Here is a 24,362-nt window from a genome sequence, read left to right on the forward strand (position 1 = left end):
TCTTCTGTCACTATTATACGCTGTATAAACATCAATGTTCGGAGGTCTTATGACAGTAGCCATCAAAAAATGGGGCAATAGCAACGGTATCGTCATACCGGCGCTCTTTCTGAAAAAAATTGGGGTCTCTGTAGGTCAAGAACTGGATCTGGAAATCAAAGACGGCACCTTGGTTCTGACGCCCAAACCTAAGCGTTACACCCTGGCCGAACTGATTAAACAATGTGATGCCAGTGCCCCACTTGAAACGGAAGAAAGTGTATGGGGTGACGATCACTCCCCCGTAGGGGAAGAAATATGGTGACACGTAGAAAAGGATTTTCGCGCGGTGATATCGTATTGTTAACACTCAACCCGACTCGAGGAAAAGAACAGCAAGGTGACAGACGACCAGTATTGGTACTCTCTCCTAAAAACTTCAATGATCTTGGCATGGTTTTGATTGCCCCGATCACACAAGGCGGTGCTTTCTCAAGGTATCAGGGTTTCACGGTAACATTATCAGGGAGTGGCGCGCAAACCCAAGGCGTCGTGTTATTAAATCAAAGCAGAATGGTTGATATCACTGCCCGAGACGGTGAATTCATTGAAAAAGCTGATCACATCGTGATTGAAGAAGCGCTCATTAAACTACACACCCTCATCGAATAAAAAAGTCGGACAGCGACCTTATCTTGATCAACTGCCCTCGAAAATTATTTCGTTATCAATTTATTTCTAAACATCCTCTTATTCTCTCAACACTCGGAGACAGCTTATGGGCTTTGCCTTACCAAATGGTGCCCAGGTTTACCTGGCCTCAGACTACGAAACCGCGCTACCGTTTACGGCTATCACGAATGCTGCCCATGCGGTGCTCACGGTGGTCGGCAACGACAAAATTAAAAAGGATGACCTTGTTCACCTGTCTTCCGGCTGGACGGGGCTCAATGAACGGGTTGCTCGCGTGTCGGCGGCGACGGCAACCAGCCTCACCCTGGAAAATATCGACACCCGCCAGACCACACAATTTGTTGCCGGTGGCGGCGCGGGCAGTCTGCGCAAAATAAAAACCTGGACAGAAATCCCGCAAATCAAAGAGGTTGCCAGTTCTGGCGGCGATCAACAAACGGTCAGCCTGCAATTTTTATCCGATACCGTGCAACGCAATATCAACACCGTGAAAGCCCCGCGCACCCTGACCTATACCTTGGGACATGATCCTGCTTTGGCGATTTATCCGCTATTACGGGAGACCGATCAGCGTCAGGACGTGGTCGCCTTCTCGATGTTCGTGCCGCAGGCCAAAGAAAAGCGCTACTGGTCAGCGACGGTGGCTTTTAACGAGGTGCCTCATACTGAAGTTAACGCCGTGGAAACGGTCTCATTGGTACTGAATATGCAGAGTCCCGCCATGACATTTTACAAAGAACCCGCTTAAGGAGACACCGTATGTCGATCGAATTTACGTTGCAACCTCAGCCCAGATTTAAAGCCGATGTGGCGATTCCACGCGCGGGCCTGGAGGCAGGTATCGTGACCTTTACCTTCAAACATGTGCCACTCAACGAGATGGCGGAGCGGGAAAAACGCAAAAACCAAACGGGATTGGATTTTGTTGAGCACATTACCGCCGCCTGGGCGCTGCCCGATGAGTTAAATCGTGACAATCTGACCAAGCTGGCGAATAACTATCCCCAAGCCATTGAAGCTATCATTCACACCTTTTACCGTGAGCTCTTGGGTCAACGCGAAAAAAACTGAGGGCGGTTGCGACGGCGCTCTACACCCCAGCGCCTTGTGCGGAAGAATTAGCCAGCGCAGGCTTACGCCCTGAGGATTTTAACGCACAGTGCATTGAAGTCTGGCCTGACATCTGGCCGTCTTTCCTCGTCATGCGGGCGATGTCGACCCAATGGCGCACGGGGATGGCGGGTCCGACTGGCCTGGATTATGGCTGCCTACTCCACGTGATGACTCTACTAGGCGTAGAACCCCGCGCAACCGTTTTTGACGATATCCGCACCCTGAAAAGTATCGCCTTGTCCCTTATTCACAAGAGGCATTCAACATGACAGAGATTGCAACGATTTCGCTACGTGTCGACACCTCAAACCTGGAAAAAGGGGACAGGGCACTGGCTCACTTTGGCGACACGGCCGCGCGTACTGCCGCGCAAGCCGAGGATTTCAATTCATCGTTTACACCGGCCACCCGTACGCTCAATGCGTTCGGCCATCAAACACATCAAGCCAATCTTAGCCTGCAACAACAGCGTGATGAGCTGCACCGCTTATTGGGTAAAATTCATCCGGTCACCGCGGCCTTTGGCAAGCTTGATGAGAGGGAAGCGCAGCTCAGGCGGTATAAAAACTTGCCGTTCCTTGACAAGGACACCTTTGACCAAGCCGCCCGGGCAATTCATCAGGCGCGTGATGAACTCGCTCAAGCTGCCCAAGCGAGAACCGCTGAAGGTCGTGCCGCGGCGGCGCAAGCCGCTGCAGACAAAGTCGCCGCTCAGGCAAAAAACGCCTTTATTGCTAAACTGCGTGAACAAAGTGAATGTCAGGGGAAAACCACTGCGGAGATTTTGGCCTACAAAGCCGCACAATTGGGCGTCACCCAACAGGCTGCACCTTTCATTGCCACACTCAGGGAACAAGAAAACAGCTGGAAAAAAGGCACGATATCGGCGGGTCAATACCGGATGGCATTACGTCAATTGCCGATGCAGTTTACCGACATTGCGACCTCGATTGCCGGGGGGATGCCGCTGTACCTGATTGCCATTCAGCAAGGAGGACAAATCCGGGACAGCTTTGGTGGCATCGCCAATGCACTCAAAGCCATGGGACAGTGGCTGACACCGACCAAAATCCTGCTCGGGGGCGCCGCGACCGCGCTGGCAAGCGTCGGACTGGCCTACTACCGGGGTGCACAAGAAAGCAGCACCTTCAATAAGCAGCTGATTTTGACCGGCCAGTATGCGGGCAAAACCGCCACTCAATTACAACAGTTGGCTAAACGACTCTCCGGTGACGGGTTAACCCAATCGGCGTTATCGGCAGCTCTGGCACAGGTGGTGGGCAGCGGCGCGTTTGACAGCACACAAATTGAACAGGTCAGCGTGGCGGCCGCCAAAATGGCCGCGGCAACGGGGCAATCCGTCGATGACACCGTCAAACATTTTACCCGCTTACAGGAGGAACCGCTTACTGCGGTCAAAGCATTAGACAAGCAATTGCATTTTCTGACGGCTTCCGAGTATGAACAGATAGCCGCCCTGGAACGCGCGGGCAATACCTTGGGTGCCGCACGTCTGGCGATGGAGGCCTATGCCAATGCCCTGAAAACCCGGGCGGATGACATCGTCGCTAATCTGGGCACGATGGAAAAAGCCTGGTACAGCCTGAAAAACACGGCCAAGAGCGCCTGGAATGCCATGCTGGATATCGGCAGAGACAAAACGATACAGGATGAACTGGCCCTGGCGGAGGCGCATTTAAATGCGGCGCGCAAAGGGTTTTTTAATCGCACCCGTATCAAAGAGCTGGAAAATAAAAAAACGGCCTTACTGGAAAAGCAATTTCAGGATGAATTAACCGCGGCGCGTAAAAAAGCCCATCACACCACCGAAGCAATCGAAAAAGCGGCGCTGCAACGCCGTGACCACTGGCGTGAACGCTATGCCAACCAAGCCCAGCAGCGCAGCAAAGAGCTGAAAAAATTTAACGAGATTGCTACCCGATTCAGCCCGCAGGAACAAGTGCGTATCCGTGCGGCTATCGAAGCACGATTTCCCGACGAGAAGCGCAAAAAATCACCCAACATCCGCCAGGCAACAGGCCGTCCAGCCGCAGTCTATCGCGATGATGCTGCCACCCGTGCTTTACTGGAAAGCCGTCAGCGGGTCGCGATGTTACGTGAACAGGCAACGCTCACGGCTTCAATGAATGAGCAGGAAAAGCAGCAGGTGAGATTCACACAGCAGATAGCGGATTTAAAAACCAAATCGTTATTGACTGCTGACCAACAATCTCTGTTAGCCCGTGCCAAAGAAATCAATGCCAGCCTGCAACTGGAAGCTCAGTTATCCCGTGAGAACAGCCAGCGCCAAAAAGCGCTCGCCGCACTCAAACAGATGGAAGACACCAGCCAGTCTCTTGCCCGTCGTAACGCTCAGCAGCAGGCTAGATTTGGACTCACCGATAAACAGGCAAAACGCGTTGACCAGACCTTTCAGCTGGATAATACCTATCAGAAACAAAAAGAAGGCATCACCGATGCCGAGCAACTAGAAAAAATCACCGCCGCCTATCTCAGGGCAAAACAAGAATTACATACCGGTTTTCATCAGGAAAAAATGAACGAGGGCAACTGGCTGGCGGGCATGAAACAAGGAATAACCGAATACGGTGAAACCGCCACTCACGTCTTCGCGGCAACACAAAAACTCGCCAATCACACCCTGGGCAACTTGTCCTCGATGATGACCGAATTGACCACCACCGGTCAGGCCAATCTAAAAAGCTTTGCCACGGCATTTTTGACAAATATCGTCGATATCATTAATCGATTACTGATTGCTCAAGCAATACAGGCAGCCATGGGCTGGATAGGGGGGTCGTTTACCACGAACCCTGTAAATGCAACCAGTCACAGCGCCATGGGAACCGGTGTAATGGGCATGAACACCCGCTGGCAAAGCACCGTGCCCAGCCATGCGAGCGGTGGCTACACCGGTGAAGGCGACAAATACCAGCCTGCGGGTATCGTCCACAAAGGCGAATTTGTGATGACTAAAGACGCCACCGAGCGTATTGGCGTCGATAATCTTTATGCCCTTATATCTTGATTATTAACTTTCAAAGGTTGATGATCCCCAACTGATCATTGGGATGTCACCGGAGAGTTTGTTTGCGCCCTTAGGCTTAAAGCTTGTGCAGTCAGATAAAACCCCGGTGACATATTTATCGTCGCCTGTAAGACCGAACGGTATCTTGTGCTAAGAGCACGTATTTATAAGGAAGGTCGGGGCGATCATTTAATTATCTGTTTTTCATGGGAGAATCAGCCATGGACAAGACCGCAGTGGGTATTGATGTTGCCAAATTAAAATTCGATGTTGCAGTGTGGGTAGAGAGAAAAAAGTATAAAACAAAAGCATTCCCGAATACCCCCTCTGGATTTAGCCAACTACTGAAATGGCTTATCCCTTACGGGGATTGTCATATTTGTCTCGAAGCCACAGGGAGTTACAGTGTTCCACTGGCTATGTTCTTAGTTGATAATGGCATTGACGTCAGCCTAGAAAACCCATCACGTATTCATGCCTTTGGTGAGAGTGAACTGAGTCGGAACAAGACGGATCAGGGGGATGCAAAAATGATAGTGCGCTACTGCGCACTGCATACACCTGTCCTCTGGACTCCTCCTCCCTTGAGCGAACGTCAATTAACCGCGCTAGTACGCCATCTAAAGAGTTTAGAGGAAATGAGGCAAATGCAAGAAAATCGGCAATCAGTGGCTGACGATGTCGTTCAATCCTCACTGCTTGAAATCATTTCTGCACTTAAACAACAAATCCAGGCCACCAAAGAAAAAATAAAAAACCATATCGATAACGATCCTGACTTAAAGAAAAATAAAGCGTTGCTGGAGAGTATTCCTGGTATCGGTGAAATACTAAGTGCCAGTTTGCTGGCGTATGTGGGTAATGTGTCAAAATTCACTAACAGTAAGGCAGTGGTGGCCTATGCCGGGCTTAACCCAAAACTTTGTGAATCAGGTTTATTTAAAGGACGGAGCCGCCTATCAAAACGGGGTCATACCGAGCTCAGGAAAGCGTTGTATATGCCCGCTCTGGCTGCCCTTTCTTGTAATCCGATAGTGAAAGCACAGTGGCAACGACTCGTATCATGCCATAAAGGGGGTAAAATGGGCGTCTGTGCAGCAATGCGCAAATTACTCCAACTGGCGTATGGTGTGCTGAAATCAGGCATCCCATTCGATACAAAAATAGCACTTGCATCATGATGGGCAAGACGGTATCTGCAGCAGCAGATCATCTTCCGCCAGTTCGTCTTCAATAACTTCATCTAGGGATGATTTTTCATCAAAAATCTCTATTACCGAATCATCCTCTACCTCTACCGAACTACCCTCATAAAAATCTGCGTCTTCATCTAGCAACTCATCGACTTTCAGCGTGTTTTGGTTCATATGCAGCTCCTACTCCGGTGACACCGAGAACAGAATTTCAACGTATTCCGTCCCACTTATCGCTGCGGAAGGTAACGCAGCGGATTAACGGATTTCCCTTTGTAACGAATTTCAAAATGTAATCTAACTGAATCAGCTCCGGTGCTACCCATAGTCGCTATTTTTTGCCCTGCCTTCACTTCTTCTTGTTCCTGAACCAGTATAGTATCGTTATGAGCATAAGCACTCAGATAGTCATCACTATGTTTAATAATGATAAGCTTGCCGTAACCTCGTAACGCGTTGCCGGAATACACCACTTTACCCTGAGCAGTCGCAAATATTGGTTGCTGACGTTTACCCTCGATTTCAATCCCTTTACTGCCTTCTCGAACAGCTCGGAAATTATCAGCCGGCCATTTCCACTCCTTAACTGGACTGACATTATCAAAAGCGCCACGGGTGCCCCCCTGAGCAGTAGCCGACGCTGTTGTATCAATTTTTGGCAACATTTTACTAACATTTTGTTTACCTGGGTAAGGAGAATACTCGCTCGTTACTTTAAAATCAACCGGCTTGGTTTGCATCGCCTTATCCGATGGTGGTATGGCTATTCTATTGGTCGTTGTGTTACCGGCTGTCAACATACTCTGACCGGATACGTTGTCCAATTGAATAGATTGTCCTACGTTGAGACTATAAGGTTGGGGGATATTATTTTTACTTGCCAACTCGCGGTAATCGTTACCGGTAATCCATGCGATATAGAATAAAGTATCACCCCGCTTAACGGTATAAACGTTGCCATTGTAGCTTCCCTTGGCGATATTATTATAGCTACGGTTATAAATTATAGGAGCAGTGGCGTTTTTCTTATCACCCGATTTTTTTCCGAAAGTTTTGCCTCCTGCGGTGCTGATCGGTGCGGAGGTTGGCGTATCATTGCTACAACCGACCAACCATAGACTAATAACCGTACATACTACAACCCGACGTAAAATAATCATGGGGTTTTCCGTGCTCATATTTTCCCCTAGTGAGACAGGTGCGAATACACTTTACATAACACACTGTGCTTTTGCAGAAAGTTTAGCGCAAAAATTAGTTATTTTTATAAATGTCTTTATATAGACGGCTCTCAAAACGAAGCAACGGTACCCTACGAGTACGTTGCTCCCCGGGAGAGACAGCGTAACCTGACAAAAACTGGACAAACGCCATACGTTGCCCAGTGGTGGTGGTGATAAAACCCGCCAAATTGTAAACACCTTGCAACGCCCCCGTTTTTGCCGATACTTTACCGGTCACTCCTGCTTCATGTAAACTGCTCCGGTAAAGCAAGGTACCATCATGGCCGGATAAAGGTAGCATAGAGATAAAATCAAGTTCTTTATCGTGTTGCGCAATATATTGCAATGCTTGCATCATGGTCGCAGGTGAGATCAAATTATGACGTGATAACCCTGATCCATCCACTACAATGCTGTTACCCAGATCAAATCCCGCTTTTTGCCTTAGTACCTGCCGAACCGCATCAGCCCCCGTACGCCAGGTTCCCGGTACATTAAAACGTTGATGGCCTATGGTGCGGAAAACGGTATCTGCGATCAGGTTATCTGATGTTTTCAACATGATTTTTAGCAAATCATGCAAACGTGCAGACTGAGCTCGTGCCAATATAGTATTTGTTGATGTAGGTAAGGTTTGCAACACAGTTTGATGTCGCAAATTATCATCGATGTCAATATCTGCCTTTTGCAATTCATCCTTTAGAATGGCACCGGCATAACTGGCACCATTTTGTATAGCAAAGGCAAGTGGCAAAGGTTCGTTACGCTGTGTCAAACATCCTTTAAGAGTAAAACGATTTAGTTCACCAGGTATAATATCTAGCTCACAGTATTGTGCATCTGCTGAACCTTTAGCCAGTGTACGAACTTCGCTAAACATCTGTACCGGGTAATAGGAAGCGACACGAATAAAGGCCATATCACCCACTGTGGGCGCACTAGAAAGTGAAACGGAGAAACAGTTACGATCAACAATAGCTGCTGCCGGAGGGGCGCTAAAACATTGGGTTATATCGTTCCATGACCAACCAGGTGCTTTATCGTGGCTAGAAAAAATAGCAGTATCGATAATTAAATCGCCAGCAATTCTATGGATACCGTTTTTTTTGAGCATCGCCACCATATTACGTAATTTCTGACGGGTTAAAGTAGGATCACCACCAAAGCGGGCAATTAAATCGCCGTGCAGCACACCCATGGTCACAGTTCCCGTACTTTCTAACGTCGTATTAAAACGAAAATCTGCCCCGAGTTGCAATAAAGCTGCCAGAGCGGTTAATATTTTCTGAGTACTGGCAGGCAGCGCCATTTGATCAGCGTGGTAATTTATTAATGGCGTGCTGGCACCTATTTTTTGTACCACTAACGCCAGGTTCGCACCATCGGGCAAAGATTGCATATAACTTGCAACCGGTACAGCATGAGAGCTTACAATGCCAATGCTGGGCGTCATAGTGAGAGTAATAGCATAAATCAGTCTACTAACAATTCGTGATAAATACGTAGTTCGCATCATTGCCAAATAGGGTGCTGCCATAGTCAGGGGGCCATAGTAAAGAGCAATAAATGGGAAAGTGCAACAAATAGTAAAAATACAATAAATAATAAGCCACAACAAATAGTAGGGTGCAACCAAGAGAAAGTAAACGATGATCGAAAGGGAACTCTACGTTAAAATGTAAAGAGGTTACACAACAGGTCTAGTGGCGATTATGTAAACAGAACAAATGTTAGAGGTATTTATTGATGAAACAGGTCCCGATGACGGTTTATGGAGCCGATAAACTAAATAAAGAGTTAGTATATTTAAAAAGCACACGCCGTCCTGAAATTATTACGGCTATTGCAGATGCCCGTGCGCACGGTGACTTAAAAGAGAACGCGGAGTATCATGCTGCGCGTGAGCAGCAAAGCTTTTGTGAAGGTCGTATTAAAGAAATTGAGACCAAGCTTTCCCATGCTGCTGTCATTGATATTACTAAAGTCACGCCTACTGGTGGTGTTATTTTTGGTGTCACCGTTACTGTACGCAATGTGGATGCAGATAAGACATTGGTTTATCGTATTGTCGGCGATGATGAAGCCGATTTTAAACAAAATTTGATTTCGGTTAGTTCACCAATAGCACGAGGCTTAATGAGTAAAAAAATCAACGATGAGGTGATCATTGCAACACCTGGTGGCGAGGTTACGTATCAAATTCTTAAAGTGGAGCATTTATAATTTCTTTTGCTCACGCATGCTTATGTTCTATTTCTCAACGGGTGTTATGTAACACCCAGAAGGCCCGCCAAGGATGGTGGGCTGGGGTATGTCTGAGGATCTAGCAGAATACTGGATTAAAAAATAGGTAAGGACCACTAGCGAGGTAGAATGACTTTACGTTCTTTAGCAGGTCGATAAAGCACCAAAATATTACCGATCATTTGCACGTTACTTGCGCCCGTTTTACGAACTATGGTATCAGCAATCAAGGATTTAGCTTCACGCTCTTCAGTGACAATTTTGACCTTGATAACTTCATGATGTTCCAGTGTCTGATTGATTTCTGCCAGTACCTTTGCGGTTAAGCCGTTGTTGCCCAGCATAACCACCGGTTTTAGCGGATGAGCTAAACTTTTTAGGTACTGTTTTTGTTTATTATTAAGGTCCATTTTCTTTTTTACTTAACTTGGGATTGAAAAGCACGCATTCTAACGCCATCTTGTAGGTATCACCAAATCACTTAACTTCTGATGTGAAGCCTTATGGGAATCAAACGGTCTACACCGGTTTTATCATGATGTTCTGAGAACGGACAATATGAAAATAAATTTTTTTAAAACAATGAGTTGAAAAGAGTAGCTGAAAAGCAATAATTGGAAAACGATATGGCTAATAAAAGGCGTTCAGCTAGCTCTAGTCGCTGGTTACAAGAACACTTTAGCGATAAATATGTACTACAGGCACAGAAAAAGAAGCTACGTTCGCGTGCCTGGTTTAAACTTGATGAAGTACAGCAAAGTGATAAGCTTTTTAAGCCTGGGATGACAGTTGTCGATTTAGGCGCCGCACCGGGGGGTTGGTCACAATATGTCGTTCAGCAAATCGGGGAGGAAGGACACATCATTGCCTGTGATGTGCTGCCGATGGATCCCATCGTCGGTGTCGATTTTCTTCAAGGTGATTTCCGTGATGAGCGTGTATTGCAGGCTTTACTTGATCGGATAACGGATAAAAAAATTCAGGTGGTGATGTCTGATATGTCTCCGAATATGAGTGGGACTCCAGCAGTTGATATACCAAGATCGATGTATCTAGTTGAATTAGCGCTAGATATGTGTCGTTATGTACTCTCGCCAGGTGGTAGTTTTTTGGTGAAAGTGTTTCAGGGAAATGGCTTTGATGAATACCTCCGGGAAATTCGCTCCCTGTTTACGAAAGTAAAAGTTCGTAAGCCAGATGCTTCACGTGCGCGATCGCGTGAAGTGTACATTGTAGCGACGGGACGAAAACTATAGTACCCTAACCGCTGTTTGTTAACACAGTTGTAATATGAGGCTAATCCCTTGAGTGACATGGCGAAAAACCTAATTCTCTGGTTAGTTATCGCAGTCGTATTGATGACTGTATTCCAGAGTTTTAGCCCCAGCGAATCAAACGGCCGTAGAGTAGACTACTCTACTTTTATGTCCGACGTGATCCAGGATCAGGTTCGTGAAACACAGATAAATGGGCGTGAAATCAGCGTCAACAAAAAGGATAATAGTCGGTATACAACTTTCATTCCGGTGAATGATCCTAAGTTGTTAGACACTTTATTGGCAAAAAATGTAAAAGTTGTCGGCGAGCCACCGGAAGAACCCAGTTTACTGGCCTCTATCTTTATTTCTTGGTTCCCAATGTTGCTGTTGATTGGGGTATGGGTCTTCTTCATGCGTCAAATGCAGGGCGGTGGCAGAGGGGGAGCCATGTCCTTTGGCAAGAGCAAAGCGCGAATGTTGACAGAAGATCAGATAAAAACTTCTTTTTCGGATGTTGCAGGTTGTGACGAAGCAAAGGAGGAAGTCAGTGAACTGGTTGAGTATTTGCGTGAGCCGGCTCGTTTCCAAAAGTTAGGCGGTAAAATTCCTAAAGGCGTATTGATGGTAGGGCCGCCAGGAACCGGTAAAACGTTGTTGGCGAAAGCCATCGCCGGAGAAGCAAAAGTTCCTTTTTTCACCATATCAGGTTCTGATTTTGTCGAGATGTTTGTTGGTGTCGGTGCCTCCCGTGTCCGAGACATGTTTGAGCAAGCCAAGAAAACGGCACCTTGTATCATTTTTATCGATGAAATCGATGCCGTGGGGCGGCAGCGTGGTGCAGGTTTAGGCGGCGGTCATGATGAGCGTGAGCAGACATTAAACCAAATGCTCGTTGAGATGGATGGTTTTGAAGGCAATGAAGGTATTATTGTTATCGCTGCGACAAACCGCCCTGATGTTTTAGACCCCGCGCTACTACGTCCGGGGCGTTTCGATCGTCAGGTTGTGGTCGGTTTACCTGATGTTCGCGGTCGTGAACAGATCCTAAAGGTGCATATGCGTCGTGTACCACTTGAGATTGATGTCAATGCTTCTGTTATAGCCCGTGGTACTCCTGGTTTTTCTGGGGCTGATTTAGCTAACTTGATTAATGAAGCTGCGTTGTTTGCTGCCCGAGGTAACAAACGTGCGGTTTCTATGGTTGAATTTGAAAAAGCTAAAGACAAAATTATGATGGGTGCCGAGCGGCGCTCTATGGTGATGACCGAGGAACAAAAAGAATCGACGGCGTATCATGAAGCAGGTCATGCAATCATTGGTCGTTTAGTACCAGAGCATGATCCAGTGCATAAAGTCACCATTATCCCCCGAGGACGTGCACTCGGGGTGACTTTCTTCTTGCCGGAAGGTGATGCGATTAGTGCGAGTCGTCAGAAATTGGAAAGTCAGATTTCTACATTGTATGGTGGTCGTCTTGCTGAAGAAATCATCTATGGTGTGGAAAAAGTTTCTACCGGTGCTTCGAATGATATCAAAGTAGCCACGTCTATCGCGCGTAACATGGTGACGCAATGGGGTTTTTCCGAAAAATTGGGCCCGTTGTTGTATGCCGAGGAAGAGGGCGAAGTATTCTTGGGGCGTTCTGTAGCCAAAGCTAAGCATATGTCCGATGAAACCGCACGTATTATTGATCAGGAAGTCAAACTTATTATAGATAGTAACTATCAGCGTACGCGTGATCTGCTCATGGAAAACAGGGATATTTTACATACCATGAAAGACGCGTTAATGAAGTATGAGACTATTGATGCCCCTCAGATCGATGATCTTATGAGCCGTAAAGATGTCCGAGCTCCTGCCGGTTGGGACGATGTCGTGAAGGATAATTCGTCTGATAATGATGCGACACCACAAGCACCGACTCCAATGGACGACTCTGCTACACCAAATGCGAGTAATACTGCTTCATAAAAATAACGTAACAAAACACAGTCTTGGGTAAAGCCCCAAGGCTGTTTGGATTTTCACAATAGACCTCTTCGGAAACTCTGATTTATCTAATTTCCATGTTATAAATTGCTGCAATCAGATTAAATCGTAATCCAAACCGTTTTCGCCTGTTTCGATAACGATCTGATACGATTTTAAATCGTTTAATCATACCAAGGACATTTTCGTTTAATACACGCTGGCTTGATAACTCACGATTGTTGCGTTTATCTTCTTTTGTTAAGGGATTTTTCTTTGTCTTTTTCTTAGGCAACGCCGAGTTTGAATGGATCTTGCCAAGCCCTTGGTAACCTGTATCTGTCACTGTTTTGATTTCAGGATGTATTCGCACGCCAGACTCTTTGAACAACCTAAAATCATGACGCCTCCCATGAGTAAATGGTTGTACAGATGACTGCTTTGCTTTTTTTATCGACGATCACTTGGGTTTTTAAGGTGGGTCGTTTCTTTTTTCCTGAGTAAAATTGCTTTTGTTTTTTTGGACGTTCAATCGGCGTTTCTGTGGCATCAATAAGAACGAGCTCATACTCCCTATCACTTTTTAATAAAGCTTTGCGTCCAGGGAGGGCAAAATCAGGATGCTTTATTAGCGTATTCTCTATCCATTTAATCGCTTCATAGCAGGTGCTCTCACTCACGCCATCGCTTTGGCTGACAGGAAAATAAGTGCGATATTCTCGTAGATACTCAAGTACCATTAATAAGCGATCTTCTAAACCCAGCTTGGGTTTCCGACCTCCTTTCCCTTGCTTACATTTATCTGCTTCATTCAATATCTTTATCATCTTTTCAAATGTACTGCGTTTAACTCCGGTTAAGCGCCGAAATTTTTCCTCTTCCAATACCTTTATTTGTTCATATTTCATGGGGGCTCCTTGTTCAGGAGATTTTTAACAACATTCCTACATGAATGCTATAGCAGGCGCCGTATCAGTTGATTATGAAAATTAGAAATAACATATTGATATTAATTAATATTTATTAACAAAAGTGATCACGTTACATGGCGCCTGCTATAGTTTCCGAAGAGGTCTAATAGACTTCTTGCAAAACCTACTAGGTGCTGTAAATTCCGCGTTACCTGGTGCTCGCAATCCTCATGTATTCGTTATGTTACTAGGGCTGCTGTGCTCTAGTGCCTTGACTTTGCATAATGAACTACGGTTTTGCAAGAAGTCTAATCAATAAAAATATCATTTCCTGCTAAAAATCTGTTACAGTTGCTCAAAATAGTACAATGCAGTTTGTACCGATCCCTCGTGGTAATCCCTCGTCTGACAATCCTCCTTAAAAACTGCCCCTGATATTGTCGTTGGGAAAGGGAGATTTGGAGCTTTTCATCATTATGTCATTTGATTCTCTCGGCTTAAACGCTAATATCCTGGATGCTGTTACCAAACAAGGCTATCTTGTGCCAACGCCAATTCAACAGCAGGCCATCCCCGTGGTATTGGCGGGGTGTGATTTAATGGCCTGTGCGCAAACAGGTACGGGAAAAACGGCAGCTTTTACCCTGCCGGTGCTGCAATTGCTGAGTCATAATCAGTCTCCAATTAAGGGACGTCGTCCAGTGCGTGCACTTATCCTTACGCCAACACGTGAATTAGCGGCACAGGTTGCTGAAAATGTAAGAGATTACAGTCAATGTCTTAAACTGCGTTCGTTGGTGGTCTTTGGTGGCGTTAATATCAATCCTCAGATGATGAAATTACGTGGTGGTGTTGATATTTTAATCGCTACTCCAGGTCGTTTATTGGACTTGGAACAGAAAAATGCTGTCGATTTATCAAAAGTTGAAATATTGGTGTTAGATGAAGCTGACCGTATGCTAGATATGGGTTTTATTCATGATATTCGCCGAGTGTTAGCTAAATTGCCAACAAAACGCCAAAATTTGCTATTTTCTGCAACATTTTCAAATGAAATAAAGTTATTAACCAATAAATTATTACATAATCCAGCTTCTGTTGAAGTAGCTCCACGTAATACTGCTTCTGAGCGGATCAAGCAGAGCGTCCATTTTGTGGATAAAAACCGTAAACGGCAACTGCTTTCTTATATGATCGGTAGTCAGAATTGGCAGCAAGTATTAGTGTTTAATCGTACTAAACATGGCGCTAATCATTTGGCCGAGCAATTGAATAAGGACGGTATTACTACCGCTGCTATTCATGGGAATAAGAGCCAAGGTGCCCGCACACGTGCACTGGCTGATTTTAAAAATGGTGAAATTCGCGTGCTAGTAGCGACAGATATTGCTGCTCGAGGGTTGGATATCGATCAATTGCCTCATGTTGTTAACTATGAGCTGCCAAACGTACCTGAAGATTATGTGCATCGTATTGGTCGTACTGGGCGTGCAGATTGTACCGGCGAAGCTATTTCTTTGGTCTGTGTCGATGAGCATAAATTATTGCGAGATGTTGAACGTTTACTCAAATGTGAGATCCCACGTATCACTATTGAAGGTTATCAGCCAGATCCAACAATTAAAGCTGCTCCGATTCAAAATGGACGCCAAGGGCGTAGCAGCACCTCACGCCCGAGTAAAAAGCGGCGTGTGGTGTAACTCAGAGGATTATTTTGGCGGAGCAAAGGCTAAACACAGTTTGATGGTGTCGCCCTGCTCCGTTGTAAAACTGTAGTCATGTTTTTTTGACAAATTGATAGTTGGAAAAGATTGTTTTACACCACCAAAGTCGGCTTCAGTACAATCGACCCCACGTTCACTAAGAAATAAGCCTCCATCAGTAATAATATTATTTTCCGTGAGATGTACATTATAAATATTGGGTTTTTGTTCATTTGACCACTGGGTTGCAGTTTTCGGATGATCAGGCGCATAGAATGTCAACCATTGGGACAGATAGCCCCCACCTACATACTTTAATGGAACATGGTAATTTTGTTGCCATAAATTATTTAGTTCAAGGCTGATGGGTTTTATATAATAAAATTTTGTCCCTGCTCCACGAATATTTTTTACTAATACGAGGGTGTAACCAGAACAAATAAGGATAGCCACAGATAATAAGGATAAATTAATTTTTCGCCAATTTTTTATTTTATCTACATTGATAAATAATAATGTTGCCACCGGTGCTAATAATGAAAAAGGTTGTAACCATTCTGTAATACGACCACCACTGTTAAAAAGAAAATAAAGAAAAATGATCAGAAGAGGGGGTAATAAAATAGCGATAACCGCCTTTTTTTCTGCTGTCTGTGGTGAAGCTATTTGGGCACCGAGTGGCAGTAAAATTAATCCTATTAAAACAACCGGGTAAAAAACGGACAAAAAAGCGACGATAACTTTGCTATTCAGCCCTGGTTTTATTTGTGAGTCTACCCAACCAAATGCTGCAAAATCATGTTGATAAAGCCACCAAGCATTAGGTGCAATAATGCAGGAAAAAAGCAAAATGGCTAGATAGAATTCTTTATATTTAAATGCTTTCCTTCCTTAGTAATCAGTGTATAAAACAGCATAAACGGCAAGAAAGACAATGAAGAATATTTTGACATTACGGCTAGGCCACAGACTAACGCGAGTAATAACCAATATTTTTTATCGTCATAAAGTGCTTTGATAAAAAAGAGAAATAAATATGGCCAAAACATAATTAGTAGGTAATTGTCATTATAGGAAATAATATCAAAATTAATCACACCACTTAAATTTAGACTCATCAGCAAAAAGAAAGCAATAATATGACAACTAAAAACGCGTAGACTGAGCAGCCATATACCCAGCATACCAATAGAAACCGCGATAAAATGTGTCGCATACCAATAGAAATCGAATGGGATGAATTTGCTAAACAATATCACTGGGAGCATCACTGCCCCGACCATATAAGGATTTTTGGGTGAACCAAATTCCAGATTATTTGCCCAATTTAACGCTTCAACAGCATCATAAGGTACTGTGGGATCAAAAGAATAAGAAACGAATGTCCATACCATGGCATAAAGAACAATAAAAAGAATGGCTAGAACCCGAAATTTTCTCGTATTAGGTACTCTCATCAATCAAATGCCTCAATTTTTTTCCGTCATGTCCGCTTGATTTTAACGTAGAAGGTGACGACTTACCATCATCAAGATGAGGGTAACTGCAACTCAAATTTGCGTATTTACTTAATAGGGTCTTAACTTAGGGAGAGTTGTATAAAAATAACCTGCTTGTCTAATAATGTGCTTTTAACTGGAGGTCTTATATGGGTATCCTATCGTGGATTATCTTTGGTTTGATAGCGGGTATTCTTGCTAAATGGATTATGCCAGGTAAAAATGATGGTGGGCTTATTATCACTATCATTTTAGGGATTGTTGGAGCCGTGGTGGGTGGCTATATCAGTACCTTTTTCGGAATGGGGAAGGTAGATGGATTTAACTTTGGTAGTTTTATTGTCGCTGTAATCGGTGCTTTAATTATATTATTTGTTTACCGAAAAATAAAAGGTTAATTTTATTTGTTATATTTTTTTATTTTTTTTAAAGGTGGCAATCATTGCCACCTTGCTGTATCTATTAGATAATAGACAGATTGTTAGTTGTTTTATATTGAGAAAATAATCATTAATTATTATACTACCCTAGTTAGCTGTTAAAATGGATCGTTTTTATGCACGTAGCAAAAATAGGGTAAAAAATGATAAATAATGATGTACTCCGTAGTGTTCGTTATATGCTTGATGTGAACGATGCTAAAATAACCGAAATTATTAAATTAACCAATTATCGAGTGAACAATGCAGATGTTATTAATTTTCTTAAAAAAGATGACGAAAAAAATTATCAGCATTGCCCTGATGAAGTGATGGCACATTTTTTAAATGGTCTGATTTTTTTTAAGCGTGGTAAAGATGATAAATTTCCTGCTCCTGCCATTGAGATCCCACTAAACAATAATATTGTGTTAAAAAAATTACGCGTGGCTTTTGAGCTAAGAGATACAGATATGCATGATATTTTTATTTCGGTTGGTTTTCCGGTAACGAAACCTGAATTAAATGCACTCTTTCGTAAAGAGGGTAGCAAAAATTTTCGTTTATGTGGCGATCAACTATTACGCAATTTTTTAAAAGGGCTAACTTTACGCACCCGTGTCATTAAAAAATAACGTTTGAATTAATAAGAGCTGAAGATAGGGAAAGTCTTCCAATTTATTGAAACATTCGATGCTACGTCTCTTTTGACCGAAAAAATTGAGTGTTATATCACATTAGTTATGATGTTCTTTTCAAAGATTAGGATAAATATATATGATTCACTCTCTACTTCGGCGTTCATTGTTCCTCGCTACTATTATTGTGCTTTTTGTTGGTGTTTGCCCGCTTTTATTTGCAGGTAATCAAGGTGTTAACCTAGCATCTATACAAGAAAAACTGTCAGAATTGGAAAAAATCTCCGGCGGACGACTTGTCTTGTTTGCGATAAATACGGCGAATAATTTAACGGTCCAATATCGCGCGGTAGAGCGTTTTCCTGTAACCAGTACTTTTAAAGTATTGGCTGTTGCGGCAATTTTAAAACAAAGTGTTACAGACCGCCAGCTACTGCAACAACGTATTACTTATAATCCTAAAGATCTCGTTTCTTATTCGCCGATTACTGAGAAACATCTTGGTATGACCGTTGAGGAGCTTTGTGCTGCTACTATTCAATACAGTGATAACACTGCAGTTAATCTTTTGATGAAATTACTCGGTGGACCAAAAGCAGTGACTGAGTTTGCACGTTCAATCGGTGATCATACTTTCAGACTCGACCGTTGGGAAACGGATTTAAATTCGGCAATCCCGGGTGATTTGCGTGATACCTCCACGCCTGTAGCAATGGCAAAAAGTGTGCAGCGCCTGGTACTAGGTGATGCTCTGCCGCCTGCCCAGCGTGAAAAACTACAGGTTTGGCTCAAAGGCAATACTACCGGTGATGCGAGTATTCGTGCAGGGATCCCCGAAGGCTGGGTTGTTGGCGATAAAACCGGGGGCGGTGATTATGGCACCACCAATGATATTGGCGTGCTTTGGCCGCCCACGGCAGCACCTATCGTCGTCGCTATTTACTTCACACAAAATGAAAAAGATGCTCAGACACGTAAAGACGTGATCGCATCAGCGACTCGAATACTGATCAGTGCGTTCGATTGACGGTACCACAGCATTTGCTCTGTTTTTGCAGAAAATCTATTGCAACAGTGGCGATTTTGTTCTCTTGCGGTAGGGTGCGCTGGGTAAAGCCGCACCTATCTTGCAGGTGAAAGCTACCGTCTTGTCTCGGAAGGTGAAGCTAGCACCACCGAGTAGTAAGTCTTGTGCCTTTCCGGGTAACTTGGAGGGTGAAGCGTAGGTAACAAAACATTCGAGCTGAAACCAAATGGTGCATGTGATAGCCTGGAATGGGACCGATACGTCGGGTTATTTATATCGCCAATGCCATCGAATCAATACATTTATTATTTTCTCCAATCTTATCGAGAATGTAATAGGATACTATTAAGCAACCAGTTTACTATCTAATTAAGTTAATGTTTTGTGAGTAATACCTGAGAATAAAGGAGAGCCAGACATATTATCGCCGATCTGATTACCTGATATCACTGTTTTATTATCAGTGACCATAGCAGCCATTGAATGCTTTAAGGTTGCTATCTCTCCATCCTGATTGCTATTCATTGTTGAAGTCTGCCTTTGATTATCAGCAGTATCGAGCAATTCACTTTCACTGCTGTTGAGTTGCGACTGTGGGGGACTATATAAAAATGCTTTGCTACGGACTAGTTGATCCTGTTGATCAAAATAAAGACTACCACTTTCAATAGCTGGCATGTATGTAATAACACTTGATATCGTATCGGTATTATTGAGTGGCTGTAATTTTCTAGTTTCTTTGATTATCAATACATTAATATCTGATTCATAGTCACCATAAATTTTGCTTTCAACATCCTTGATTTTATTTTTCAATACTTCTTGAGCTGCATCATGTTCCTCAGTAATTTCCTCAATTTCAATATTAATTTCACTATCAGATTTATCTGATTGTGCATATAATTTTTTTTCTTGTGCCTCAAATTGTTCAAATAATTGATCGGATTTTTCTTTTAATTCTGCCAGCTGTGTGTTTAAACTGTCCTTTTGCAGATAAAATTGTTCGTACTCATTCAAGAGAGTGTTTAATTCCGGCAGTTTTTCTCTATGGAAGTTACCTGATAACAACGCTTGAGTAGATAATATTCTCACGATATCCTGTGTATAGTATCCAGTGCTGTCCGGATATTGCAGTACTCCCTGAGTGGCTAAACGTTGTAAATTTTGTAAATCCTCTCCCGAGGTATAACAGAAATCCAGGTTACCATTCGCTTGATGAGAAGATTCATGGATCAGAGTCCAGACTAACTTTTCAAGAGTGCCAGCTCCTATATCTAAAGAAACTGTTTTATATGTGTATTTTGATGCTTGCCCTAATACTCCAGATTTGTATTCCAATACGATTTTATGATGACCTTTTTGGATCTCATTTAAATAATGTGCAACATTACTGGCTTTTCTTTCTAATTCTGCTAAATCACGGCGATTATAATCTTCCCCAAAAAGCTTGGTCAGTAACTTATTATAAGAAGGGTATAGTTCAGAAAGATGACCATCAGTCGTGCGTAGCATATTAAGTATCTGGATGCTTTTTTGGCAAGCGATTTGGGCTAAAGTCACTAGCGTGGGCAAATAGGATTCTAATGTGGATAAACTATTTTCTGACACCCCTTGAACAATCAGTCTGGATAATTCAGTCACTTTTTGTGAATCAATTTCTAATAAGGTGGGTAATTGAACACGCCCTGAAGGAAAATTTCCATTTTCAGCATCAAGCAATAATTGCCTGATAGTGTTACCCTCACTGTGCTCAGCAGGTTGTATATTTTGCGCAAGCTCAACAGGAGTTTGACCGGCAAAATTCTTTTTCGTCAGTGCAGTACTGTCAGAATATTTCAGGAGCTCTCTGACTATTTCAGTCTGGTTATGAATAATAGCCAAATGGAGCGCGGTATTGCCTCCGTTATAGGGTAATGTGACAGAACCTCCCATTTTCAATAGCGCAGTGATGGCAGACAGATCCCCTGTGGCGATTTTTTGAGGCAATTCATCCTGTTGAATATGAAGATTAATTTGATACTGTTGTAGCCAATCAGCCGGTTTTTCGCCGTTATGGTTAGCGATCTGTGGATCGACTCCTTCCTTCAAAGTTAAATACTGTGCCAGGGTGAGGTTGCGTGCGGCAACAGCATAATGGAGCGCAGTATTACCTTGTTTATCAACCAGATTTTTTAATCCCCATTGACCTGCAGGGGTTTTTAATATCATATTGATCGCTGCCTGGTTCCCGGCATCAATCGCACACATCAATAGAGTCTGACCATTTTTTTGAACACCTTTACCGCCATTAGCGTAATGCGTTGATAACTTGTCTGTCTTACCTGCTTTGATATCATTAAACAGAGCGCGATATTGATCAGAAGAATTGTTTTGCATGGTATTTTTAATATAACCTTAGTGTGGGATAAGAAACTGCATAACTATTTTTTAAAATACCCAATGGAAATATCCATTGGATAATTAAAAAAATAAATGTTGGAAATATACAGAGCTATTTTTTCTGCTTCCTTTTGTCAGGATATTTTTAATATCAGGATAATTTCAATCAGTTAGTTTCATATTTATCCCGAACTCAGGTTAATGTAGGATTGTTACGAAATGTAGAAAATCAAGCATGCCAAGAATATGACAGCAGTCGTCATGGCCTGGATCTTTCAGGTCTAACCTAATGTTGCTACATTGTAGATAATTACTATATGTTTACATATTTATAACATAAATTTACCTATTGTAACAATTTATATCCAGAGTAACACATACTATCTCTGCAAATTTAGATCGTAGATTGCGAGTAAATTTTTCCATAGTGAATAACGGTATTGTGAGTCAATACCGTTGATTGATAATAGATAGCGTACTTTGGAAAATTCAATATCGCCGCAGAGAGCCGGTTCCGCGTTGGTGACGCGTACGGGTGTGCCGATTAAATCAGCACGCAAATTGAGGCTAATTCTTTACGTAATAATTGTGGATTTTAATTATTTCATAACCAACAGGATCTCAATTTCATACGTATTAGTTAGTATGATAGGTGGCAGCCCGCAGAAATTCCTGACGTGTATTCTGACTGGATTTAAATAACCCTCCCAAAGATGTGGTGGTGGTGGTACTGGTAGCATCACAGATACCCCGGGCTTTTACGCAATAGTGAATAGCATCAATGGATACCGCTACATGATTGGTTTCAAGCAAAGTCTGTAATGCCAGCAAAATTTGTTGGGTAAGCCGCTCTTGCACCTGTGGTCTCTGGGAAAAAAACTGCACAATGCGATTTATCTTTGATAAACCAATGATATGTTCTTTTGGAATGTAAGACACGGTTGCTTTACCATCAATGGTAATAAAATGGTGTTCGCAGGTGCTGGTCATGGTGATGTTGCGCACCGTAATCATTTCGTCAACTTTCATTTTATTTTTAATCACGGTAATTTTGGGAAAATTCGTGTAATCCAGCCCAGAAAAAATTTCATCGACATACATTTTCGCAATACGGTTTGGTGTTTCCGCTAGACTATCGTTGGTTAAGTCAAGATTGAGTAATTTCATAATCTCGGTAATATGTTGCTGAATACGTGTCTTACGCGTTTTGACATCTAACATTTCCCCACACAATGGCGTTTCAAAGCCCTTGGCTTTCAACGCTGCATAAACCAGCTTGGCTTCTTCACTCAGTACTGACATTATTTTCTCCAACGGACATATGTTCCCTCGGCCCAATCATAGCTAAATTTTATCCAATCAACGCTCATGAGATTTTTTGCATAATCTGCTGTGAAAACGGTAGTTTTGCAAGAAGTCTATTAAAAAAACCCCGCTGTGCGGGGTTTGGTACGTAAGCAATATGTTGAGATTATGACTGTACAACAATTTCTTTGATACCTTTCACCTCGATCTCTACGCGACGATCTGGAGCCAAGCAATCTTGTGCAGCTGCTCCTCTTAATCTATCACAGGTAGAACCCGTCACTGGGTTTGCTTTACCCATACCACGCACAGATATTTTCTCTGCTGGGATACCTTGAGATACCAGATAATTCATCACGCTGTGGGCACGTTTTTCAGACAGCTTTTGGTTGTATTGTTCAGAACCAATACGGTCAGTATAACCCACGATCGTAGCAGAACCGTCTTTAGGATCCATCTGTTTTAACTGATCATAAAGTTGATCCAGTGCTTGCTGACCTGACTGTTTGAGTTCTGCCTTATTGAAATTAAATAAAACATCAGCCTTCAGGGTGAAACGCTTGGTTTCAACCACTGGGGCGGGGACGATGGGTGCGACGGGTATAGGTGTATCCTGACCAAAACGGTAAGCAAGACCTAGGCTCAACAGGCCGTTGTCTGGATGAGCACCAACAGTACCCTTATCACCGATATTGTTAGTATATTGGTACTCGGCACGGGTAGCCAGGTTTTTGGTAAGTGCGTACTCAAGACCGACGGCGGCCAGTGGAGAGATGCCGTAGTCGTGGTTACTTACCCTACCGGCAGACCCATTAGCGAAATTGCCCTTAGAATCGGCACGCCAAAACATGCCCCCCAGGCGCGTATAAACATCCAGATCCTGAGCAACGGGGTAACTCAGCTTGGCAGAAAGCTGAACGCCCTGTGCCTTAAAGGCACCATTGTTGACATCGCCTTTGTAAGGCATGCGGCCAAGCCAGTCATAGCCCCCTTCCAAGCCGAAGTATGGGTTTACCTGGTAGCCCACAAACGCACCTGTACCCAATTGGCTTTGATGAGTAGGCCCGTTACCGACACCTTGATAGGCATTAGTCATACCTGTATCGCTATACCACGACCAGCCTAGTTTACCACCGGTGTACAAAGTATTATCTGCGGGAGCGGCTTGCGCTACTGTAGCGAAACCAGCCAGTGCCACTGCTAATGCGATAGCTGTCTTTTTCATTTTACGCCTCGTTATCATCCAAATAGGCAATGAGCCTTAAAAGCTTTTTAAGCCCTTGGTTAAAATTCTCAGCCAAGATTTTTATGCTTCCGTTCATGACGCTGCCAGTTTAATTTGGCATTTTAAAGCAACCTTGGCGATGTAAAGTCTACAACGTAGTAGAAAACTTACAAGTATGATGTGATAAAGTGCCCGAAAAAAAAGCAAAATTGTATGTGACGTTTAACAATTATGGTCATAAATGGCTCCATATTACAGCGTAATTCTAACCGACAAATCGCATTCTACCTGGCTTGGCAGTGTGACAAGGTGGATCTGGAATGCGTGTTAAAATTTGCATAATGAATCGGCTGAAAGTTTAAAAAATATTGTGAAATTCCTTGTTAATCAAGTTTTTCTATTGTTTTTACCGTCACCCACCCCTCTATTTAGGAAAATTGTGTTACCCATGCTGTATTTAAGCACAGTTTCTAATGTCAGATAGAAGATCAACAGAATTTTTCAAGGCGCCTCGCAGAATTGTGATGTAAGCCAA

24 protein-coding genes and 1 pseudogene are annotated in these 24,362 nt (G+C 43.4%); 14 read left to right on the forward strand and 11 right to left on the reverse strand.

What is annotated here, in order from left to right; all coding sequences use genetic code 11:
* Positions 1 to 49 precede the first annotated feature (49 nt).
* The 4 genes from AAHH42_RS06005 (at position 50) to AAHH42_RS06020 (ending at position 1,743) form a co-directional block, all read left to right on the forward strand.
* Positions 50 to 304 (forward strand): AbrB/MazE/SpoVT family DNA-binding domain-containing protein, encoded by a 255-nt coding sequence (locus AAHH42_RS06005; RefSeq protein WP_119797406.1) that lies wholly within the window; start codon positions 50 to 52, stop codon positions 302 to 304.
* Positions 301 to 651, forward strand: coding sequence for a type II toxin-antitoxin system ChpB family toxin (locus AAHH42_RS06010; protein WP_162860101.1), 351 nt, complete (start codon positions 301 to 303; stop codon positions 649 to 651). The genes AAHH42_RS06005 and AAHH42_RS06010 overlap by 4 nt, the downstream gene beginning before the upstream one ends.
* A gap of 202 nt (positions 652 to 853) precedes the next feature.
* Complete coding sequence (locus tag AAHH42_RS06015) at positions 854 to 1,420, forward strand: phage tail protein (RefSeq protein ID WP_342221862.1); 567 nt, start codon at positions 854 to 856, stop codon at positions 1,418 to 1,420.
* A gap of 11 nt (positions 1,421 to 1,431) precedes the next feature.
* A complete protein-coding gene (locus tag AAHH42_RS06020; RefSeq protein ID WP_072551181.1) occupies positions 1,432 to 1,743 on the forward strand; it encodes a phage tail assembly chaperone in 312 nt (103 codons plus the stop codon).
* A 19-nt stretch (positions 1,744 to 1,762) separates the two neighbouring features.
* On the opposite strand, the gene AAHH42_RS06025 is transcribed toward AAHH42_RS06020, so the two are convergent.
* Positions 1,763 to 1,903: a hypothetical protein gene (locus AAHH42_RS06025; protein WP_342221040.1), complete on the reverse strand. Its 141-nt coding sequence runs from the start codon at positions 1,901 to 1,903 to the stop codon at positions 1,763 to 1,765.
* Between AAHH42_RS06025 and AAHH42_RS06030 the strand changes: the two genes are divergently transcribed.
* The 3 genes from AAHH42_RS06030 to AAHH42_RS06040 all read left to right on the forward strand — a co-directional run bounded on the left by AAHH42_RS06030 (position 1,854) and on the right by AAHH42_RS06040 (position 6,015).
* Positions 1,854 to 2,054, forward strand: coding sequence for a DUF1799 domain-containing protein (locus AAHH42_RS06030; protein WP_342222024.1), 201 nt, complete (start codon positions 1,854 to 1,856; stop codon positions 2,052 to 2,054). The two genes, AAHH42_RS06025 and AAHH42_RS06030, sit on opposite strands and share 50 nt — an antisense overlap.
* Entirely contained in the window at positions 2,051 to 4,834 is a 2,784-nt protein-coding gene (locus AAHH42_RS06035) for a phage tail tape measure protein (RefSeq protein ID WP_342221863.1), read from the forward strand. The genes AAHH42_RS06030 and AAHH42_RS06035 overlap by 4 nt, the downstream gene beginning before the upstream one ends.
* Before the next feature lie 206 nt (positions 4,835 to 5,040).
* Positions 5,041 to 6,015, forward strand: a complete 975-nt coding sequence (locus AAHH42_RS06040; protein ID WP_342221864.1) for an IS110 family transposase — start codon at positions 5,041 to 5,043, stop codon at positions 6,013 to 6,015.
* Here the strand turns inward: AAHH42_RS06040 and AAHH42_RS06045 are convergent.
* From AAHH42_RS06045 to dacB, 3 genes are all read right to left on the reverse strand, one after another.
* On the reverse strand, positions 6,010 to 6,201 hold the full coding sequence (locus AAHH42_RS06045) for a hypothetical protein (RefSeq protein WP_342221865.1): 192 nt from the start codon (positions 6,199 to 6,201) through the stop codon (positions 6,010 to 6,012). The genes AAHH42_RS06040 and AAHH42_RS06045 overlap by 6 nt on opposite strands.
* A gap of 56 nt (positions 6,202 to 6,257) precedes the next feature.
* Positions 6,258 to 7,187, reverse strand: a complete 930-nt coding sequence (nlpD, locus tag AAHH42_RS06050) for a murein hydrolase activator NlpD (protein ID WP_083429664.1) — start codon at positions 7,185 to 7,187, stop codon at positions 6,258 to 6,260.
* Positions 7,188 to 7,281: 94 nt separating this feature from the next.
* Positions 7,282 to 8,703 carry a serine-type D-Ala-D-Ala carboxypeptidase gene (gene dacB / locus AAHH42_RS06055; protein WP_342222026.1) on the reverse strand — a complete coding sequence of 474 codons (1,422 nt, stop codon included), beginning with the start codon at positions 8,701 to 8,703 and terminating at the stop codon, positions 7,282 to 7,284.
* 293 nt (positions 8,704 to 8,996) lie between these two features.
* On the opposite strand from dacB, the gene greA reads away from it, so the two are divergent.
* Entirely contained in the window at positions 8,997 to 9,473 is a 477-nt protein-coding gene (greA, locus tag AAHH42_RS06060) for a transcription elongation factor GreA (RefSeq protein ID WP_072551035.1), read from the forward strand.
* Positions 9,474 to 9,610: 137 nt separating this feature from the next.
* On the opposite strand, the gene yhbY is transcribed toward greA, so the two are convergent.
* Positions 9,611 to 9,904 carry a ribosome assembly RNA-binding protein YhbY gene (gene yhbY, locus AAHH42_RS06065; RefSeq protein WP_072551036.1) on the reverse strand — a complete coding sequence of 98 codons (294 nt, stop codon included), beginning with the start codon at positions 9,902 to 9,904 and terminating at the stop codon, positions 9,611 to 9,613.
* A 216-nt stretch (positions 9,905 to 10,120) separates the two neighbouring features.
* Here yhbY and rlmE point away from each other — a divergent pair, with 216 nt between their 5' ends.
* Positions 10,121 to 10,750: a 23S rRNA (uridine(2552)-2'-O)-methyltransferase RlmE gene (gene rlmE / locus AAHH42_RS06070; protein ID WP_342221866.1), complete on the forward strand. Its 630-nt coding sequence runs from the start codon at positions 10,121 to 10,123 to the stop codon at positions 10,748 to 10,750.
* 57 nt (positions 10,751 to 10,807) lie between these two features.
* Complete coding sequence (ftsH, locus tag AAHH42_RS06075; RefSeq protein WP_342221867.1) at positions 10,808 to 12,724, forward strand: ATP-dependent zinc metalloprotease FtsH; 1,917 nt, start codon at positions 10,808 to 10,810, stop codon at positions 12,722 to 12,724.
* Between the two features lie 82 nt (positions 12,725 to 12,806).
* Here the strand turns inward: ftsH and AAHH42_RS06080 are convergent.
* Positions 12,807 to 13,629 (reverse strand): IS5 family transposase gene (locus AAHH42_RS06080; protein WP_342221868.1). Its coding sequence is split into 2 segments (ribosomal slippage): positions 12,807 to 13,145 and positions 13,147 to 13,629, totalling 822 coding nucleotides; the frame shifts between segments, so codons are not numbered across the junction.
* 479 nt (positions 13,630 to 14,108) lie between these two features.
* On the opposite strand from AAHH42_RS06080, the pseudogene rhlE reads away from it, so the two are divergent.
* A pseudogene (rhlE, locus tag AAHH42_RS06085) lies at positions 14,109 to 15,320 on the forward strand (ATP-dependent RNA helicase RhlE); the annotation flags it as partial.
* 21 nt (positions 15,321 to 15,341) lie between these two features.
* On the opposite strand, the gene AAHH42_RS06090 reads toward rhlE, so the two are convergent.
* Together AAHH42_RS06090 and AAHH42_RS06095 are read right to left on the reverse strand one after the other, a co-directional pair.
* Positions 15,342 to 16,184 carry a hypothetical protein gene (locus AAHH42_RS06090; protein WP_240313842.1) on the reverse strand — a complete coding sequence of 281 codons (843 nt, stop codon included), beginning with the start codon at positions 16,182 to 16,184 and terminating at the stop codon, positions 15,342 to 15,344.
* Positions 16,185 to 16,189: 5 nt separating this feature from the next.
* Positions 16,190 to 16,792: a glycosyltransferase family 39 protein gene (locus AAHH42_RS06095; RefSeq protein WP_342221869.1), complete on the reverse strand. Its 603-nt coding sequence runs from the start codon at positions 16,790 to 16,792 to the stop codon at positions 16,190 to 16,192.
* Positions 16,793 to 16,983: 191 nt separating this feature from the next.
* Here AAHH42_RS06095 and AAHH42_RS06100 point away from each other — a divergent pair, with 191 nt between their 5' ends.
* The 3 genes from AAHH42_RS06100 (at position 16,984) to bla (ending at position 18,918) form a co-directional block, all read left to right on the forward strand.
* The gene (locus AAHH42_RS06100) at positions 16,984 to 17,232 is read left to right on the forward strand and encodes a GlsB/YeaQ/YmgE family stress response membrane protein (RefSeq protein ID WP_072550311.1); all 249 of its coding nucleotides are present in this window, start codon (positions 16,984 to 16,986) and stop codon (positions 17,230 to 17,232) included.
* 185 nt (positions 17,233 to 17,417) lie between these two features.
* Complete coding sequence (locus AAHH42_RS06105) at positions 17,418 to 17,888, forward strand: DUF1456 family protein (protein ID WP_342221870.1); 471 nt, start codon at positions 17,418 to 17,420, stop codon at positions 17,886 to 17,888.
* 142 nt (positions 17,889 to 18,030) lie between these two features.
* Positions 18,031 to 18,918, forward strand: a complete 888-nt coding sequence (gene bla / locus AAHH42_RS06110) for a class A beta-lactamase (RefSeq protein WP_342221871.1) — start codon at positions 18,031 to 18,033, stop codon at positions 18,916 to 18,918.
* A 369-nt stretch (positions 18,919 to 19,287) separates the two neighbouring features.
* On the opposite strand, the gene AAHH42_RS06115 is transcribed toward bla, so the two are convergent.
* The 3 genes from AAHH42_RS06115 to ompA all read right to left on the reverse strand — a co-directional run bounded on the left by AAHH42_RS06115 (position 19,288) and on the right by ompA (position 23,827).
* The gene (locus tag AAHH42_RS06115) at positions 19,288 to 21,294 is read right to left on the reverse strand and encodes an ankyrin repeat domain-containing protein (protein WP_342221872.1); all 2,007 of its coding nucleotides are present in this window, start codon (positions 21,292 to 21,294) and stop codon (positions 19,288 to 19,290) included.
* A 639-nt stretch (positions 21,295 to 21,933) separates the two neighbouring features.
* Positions 21,934 to 22,599, reverse strand: a complete 666-nt coding sequence (gene folE, locus AAHH42_RS06125) for a GTP cyclohydrolase I FolE (RefSeq protein WP_342221873.1) — start codon at positions 22,597 to 22,599, stop codon at positions 21,934 to 21,936.
* 169 nt (positions 22,600 to 22,768) lie between these two features.
* The gene (gene ompA, locus AAHH42_RS06130) at positions 22,769 to 23,827 is read right to left on the reverse strand and encodes a porin OmpA (RefSeq protein WP_072550316.1); all 1,059 of its coding nucleotides are present in this window, start codon (positions 23,825 to 23,827) and stop codon (positions 22,769 to 22,771) included.
* Between the last annotated feature and the right edge of the window lie 535 nt (positions 23,828 to 24,362).

The sequence above is a fragment of the Candidatus Fukatsuia endosymbiont of Tuberolachnus salignus genome, from assembly GCF_964030845.1.
GTDB classification, from domain to species: Bacteria; Pseudomonadota; Gammaproteobacteria; order Enterobacterales; family Enterobacteriaceae; genus Fukatsuia; species Fukatsuia symbiotica.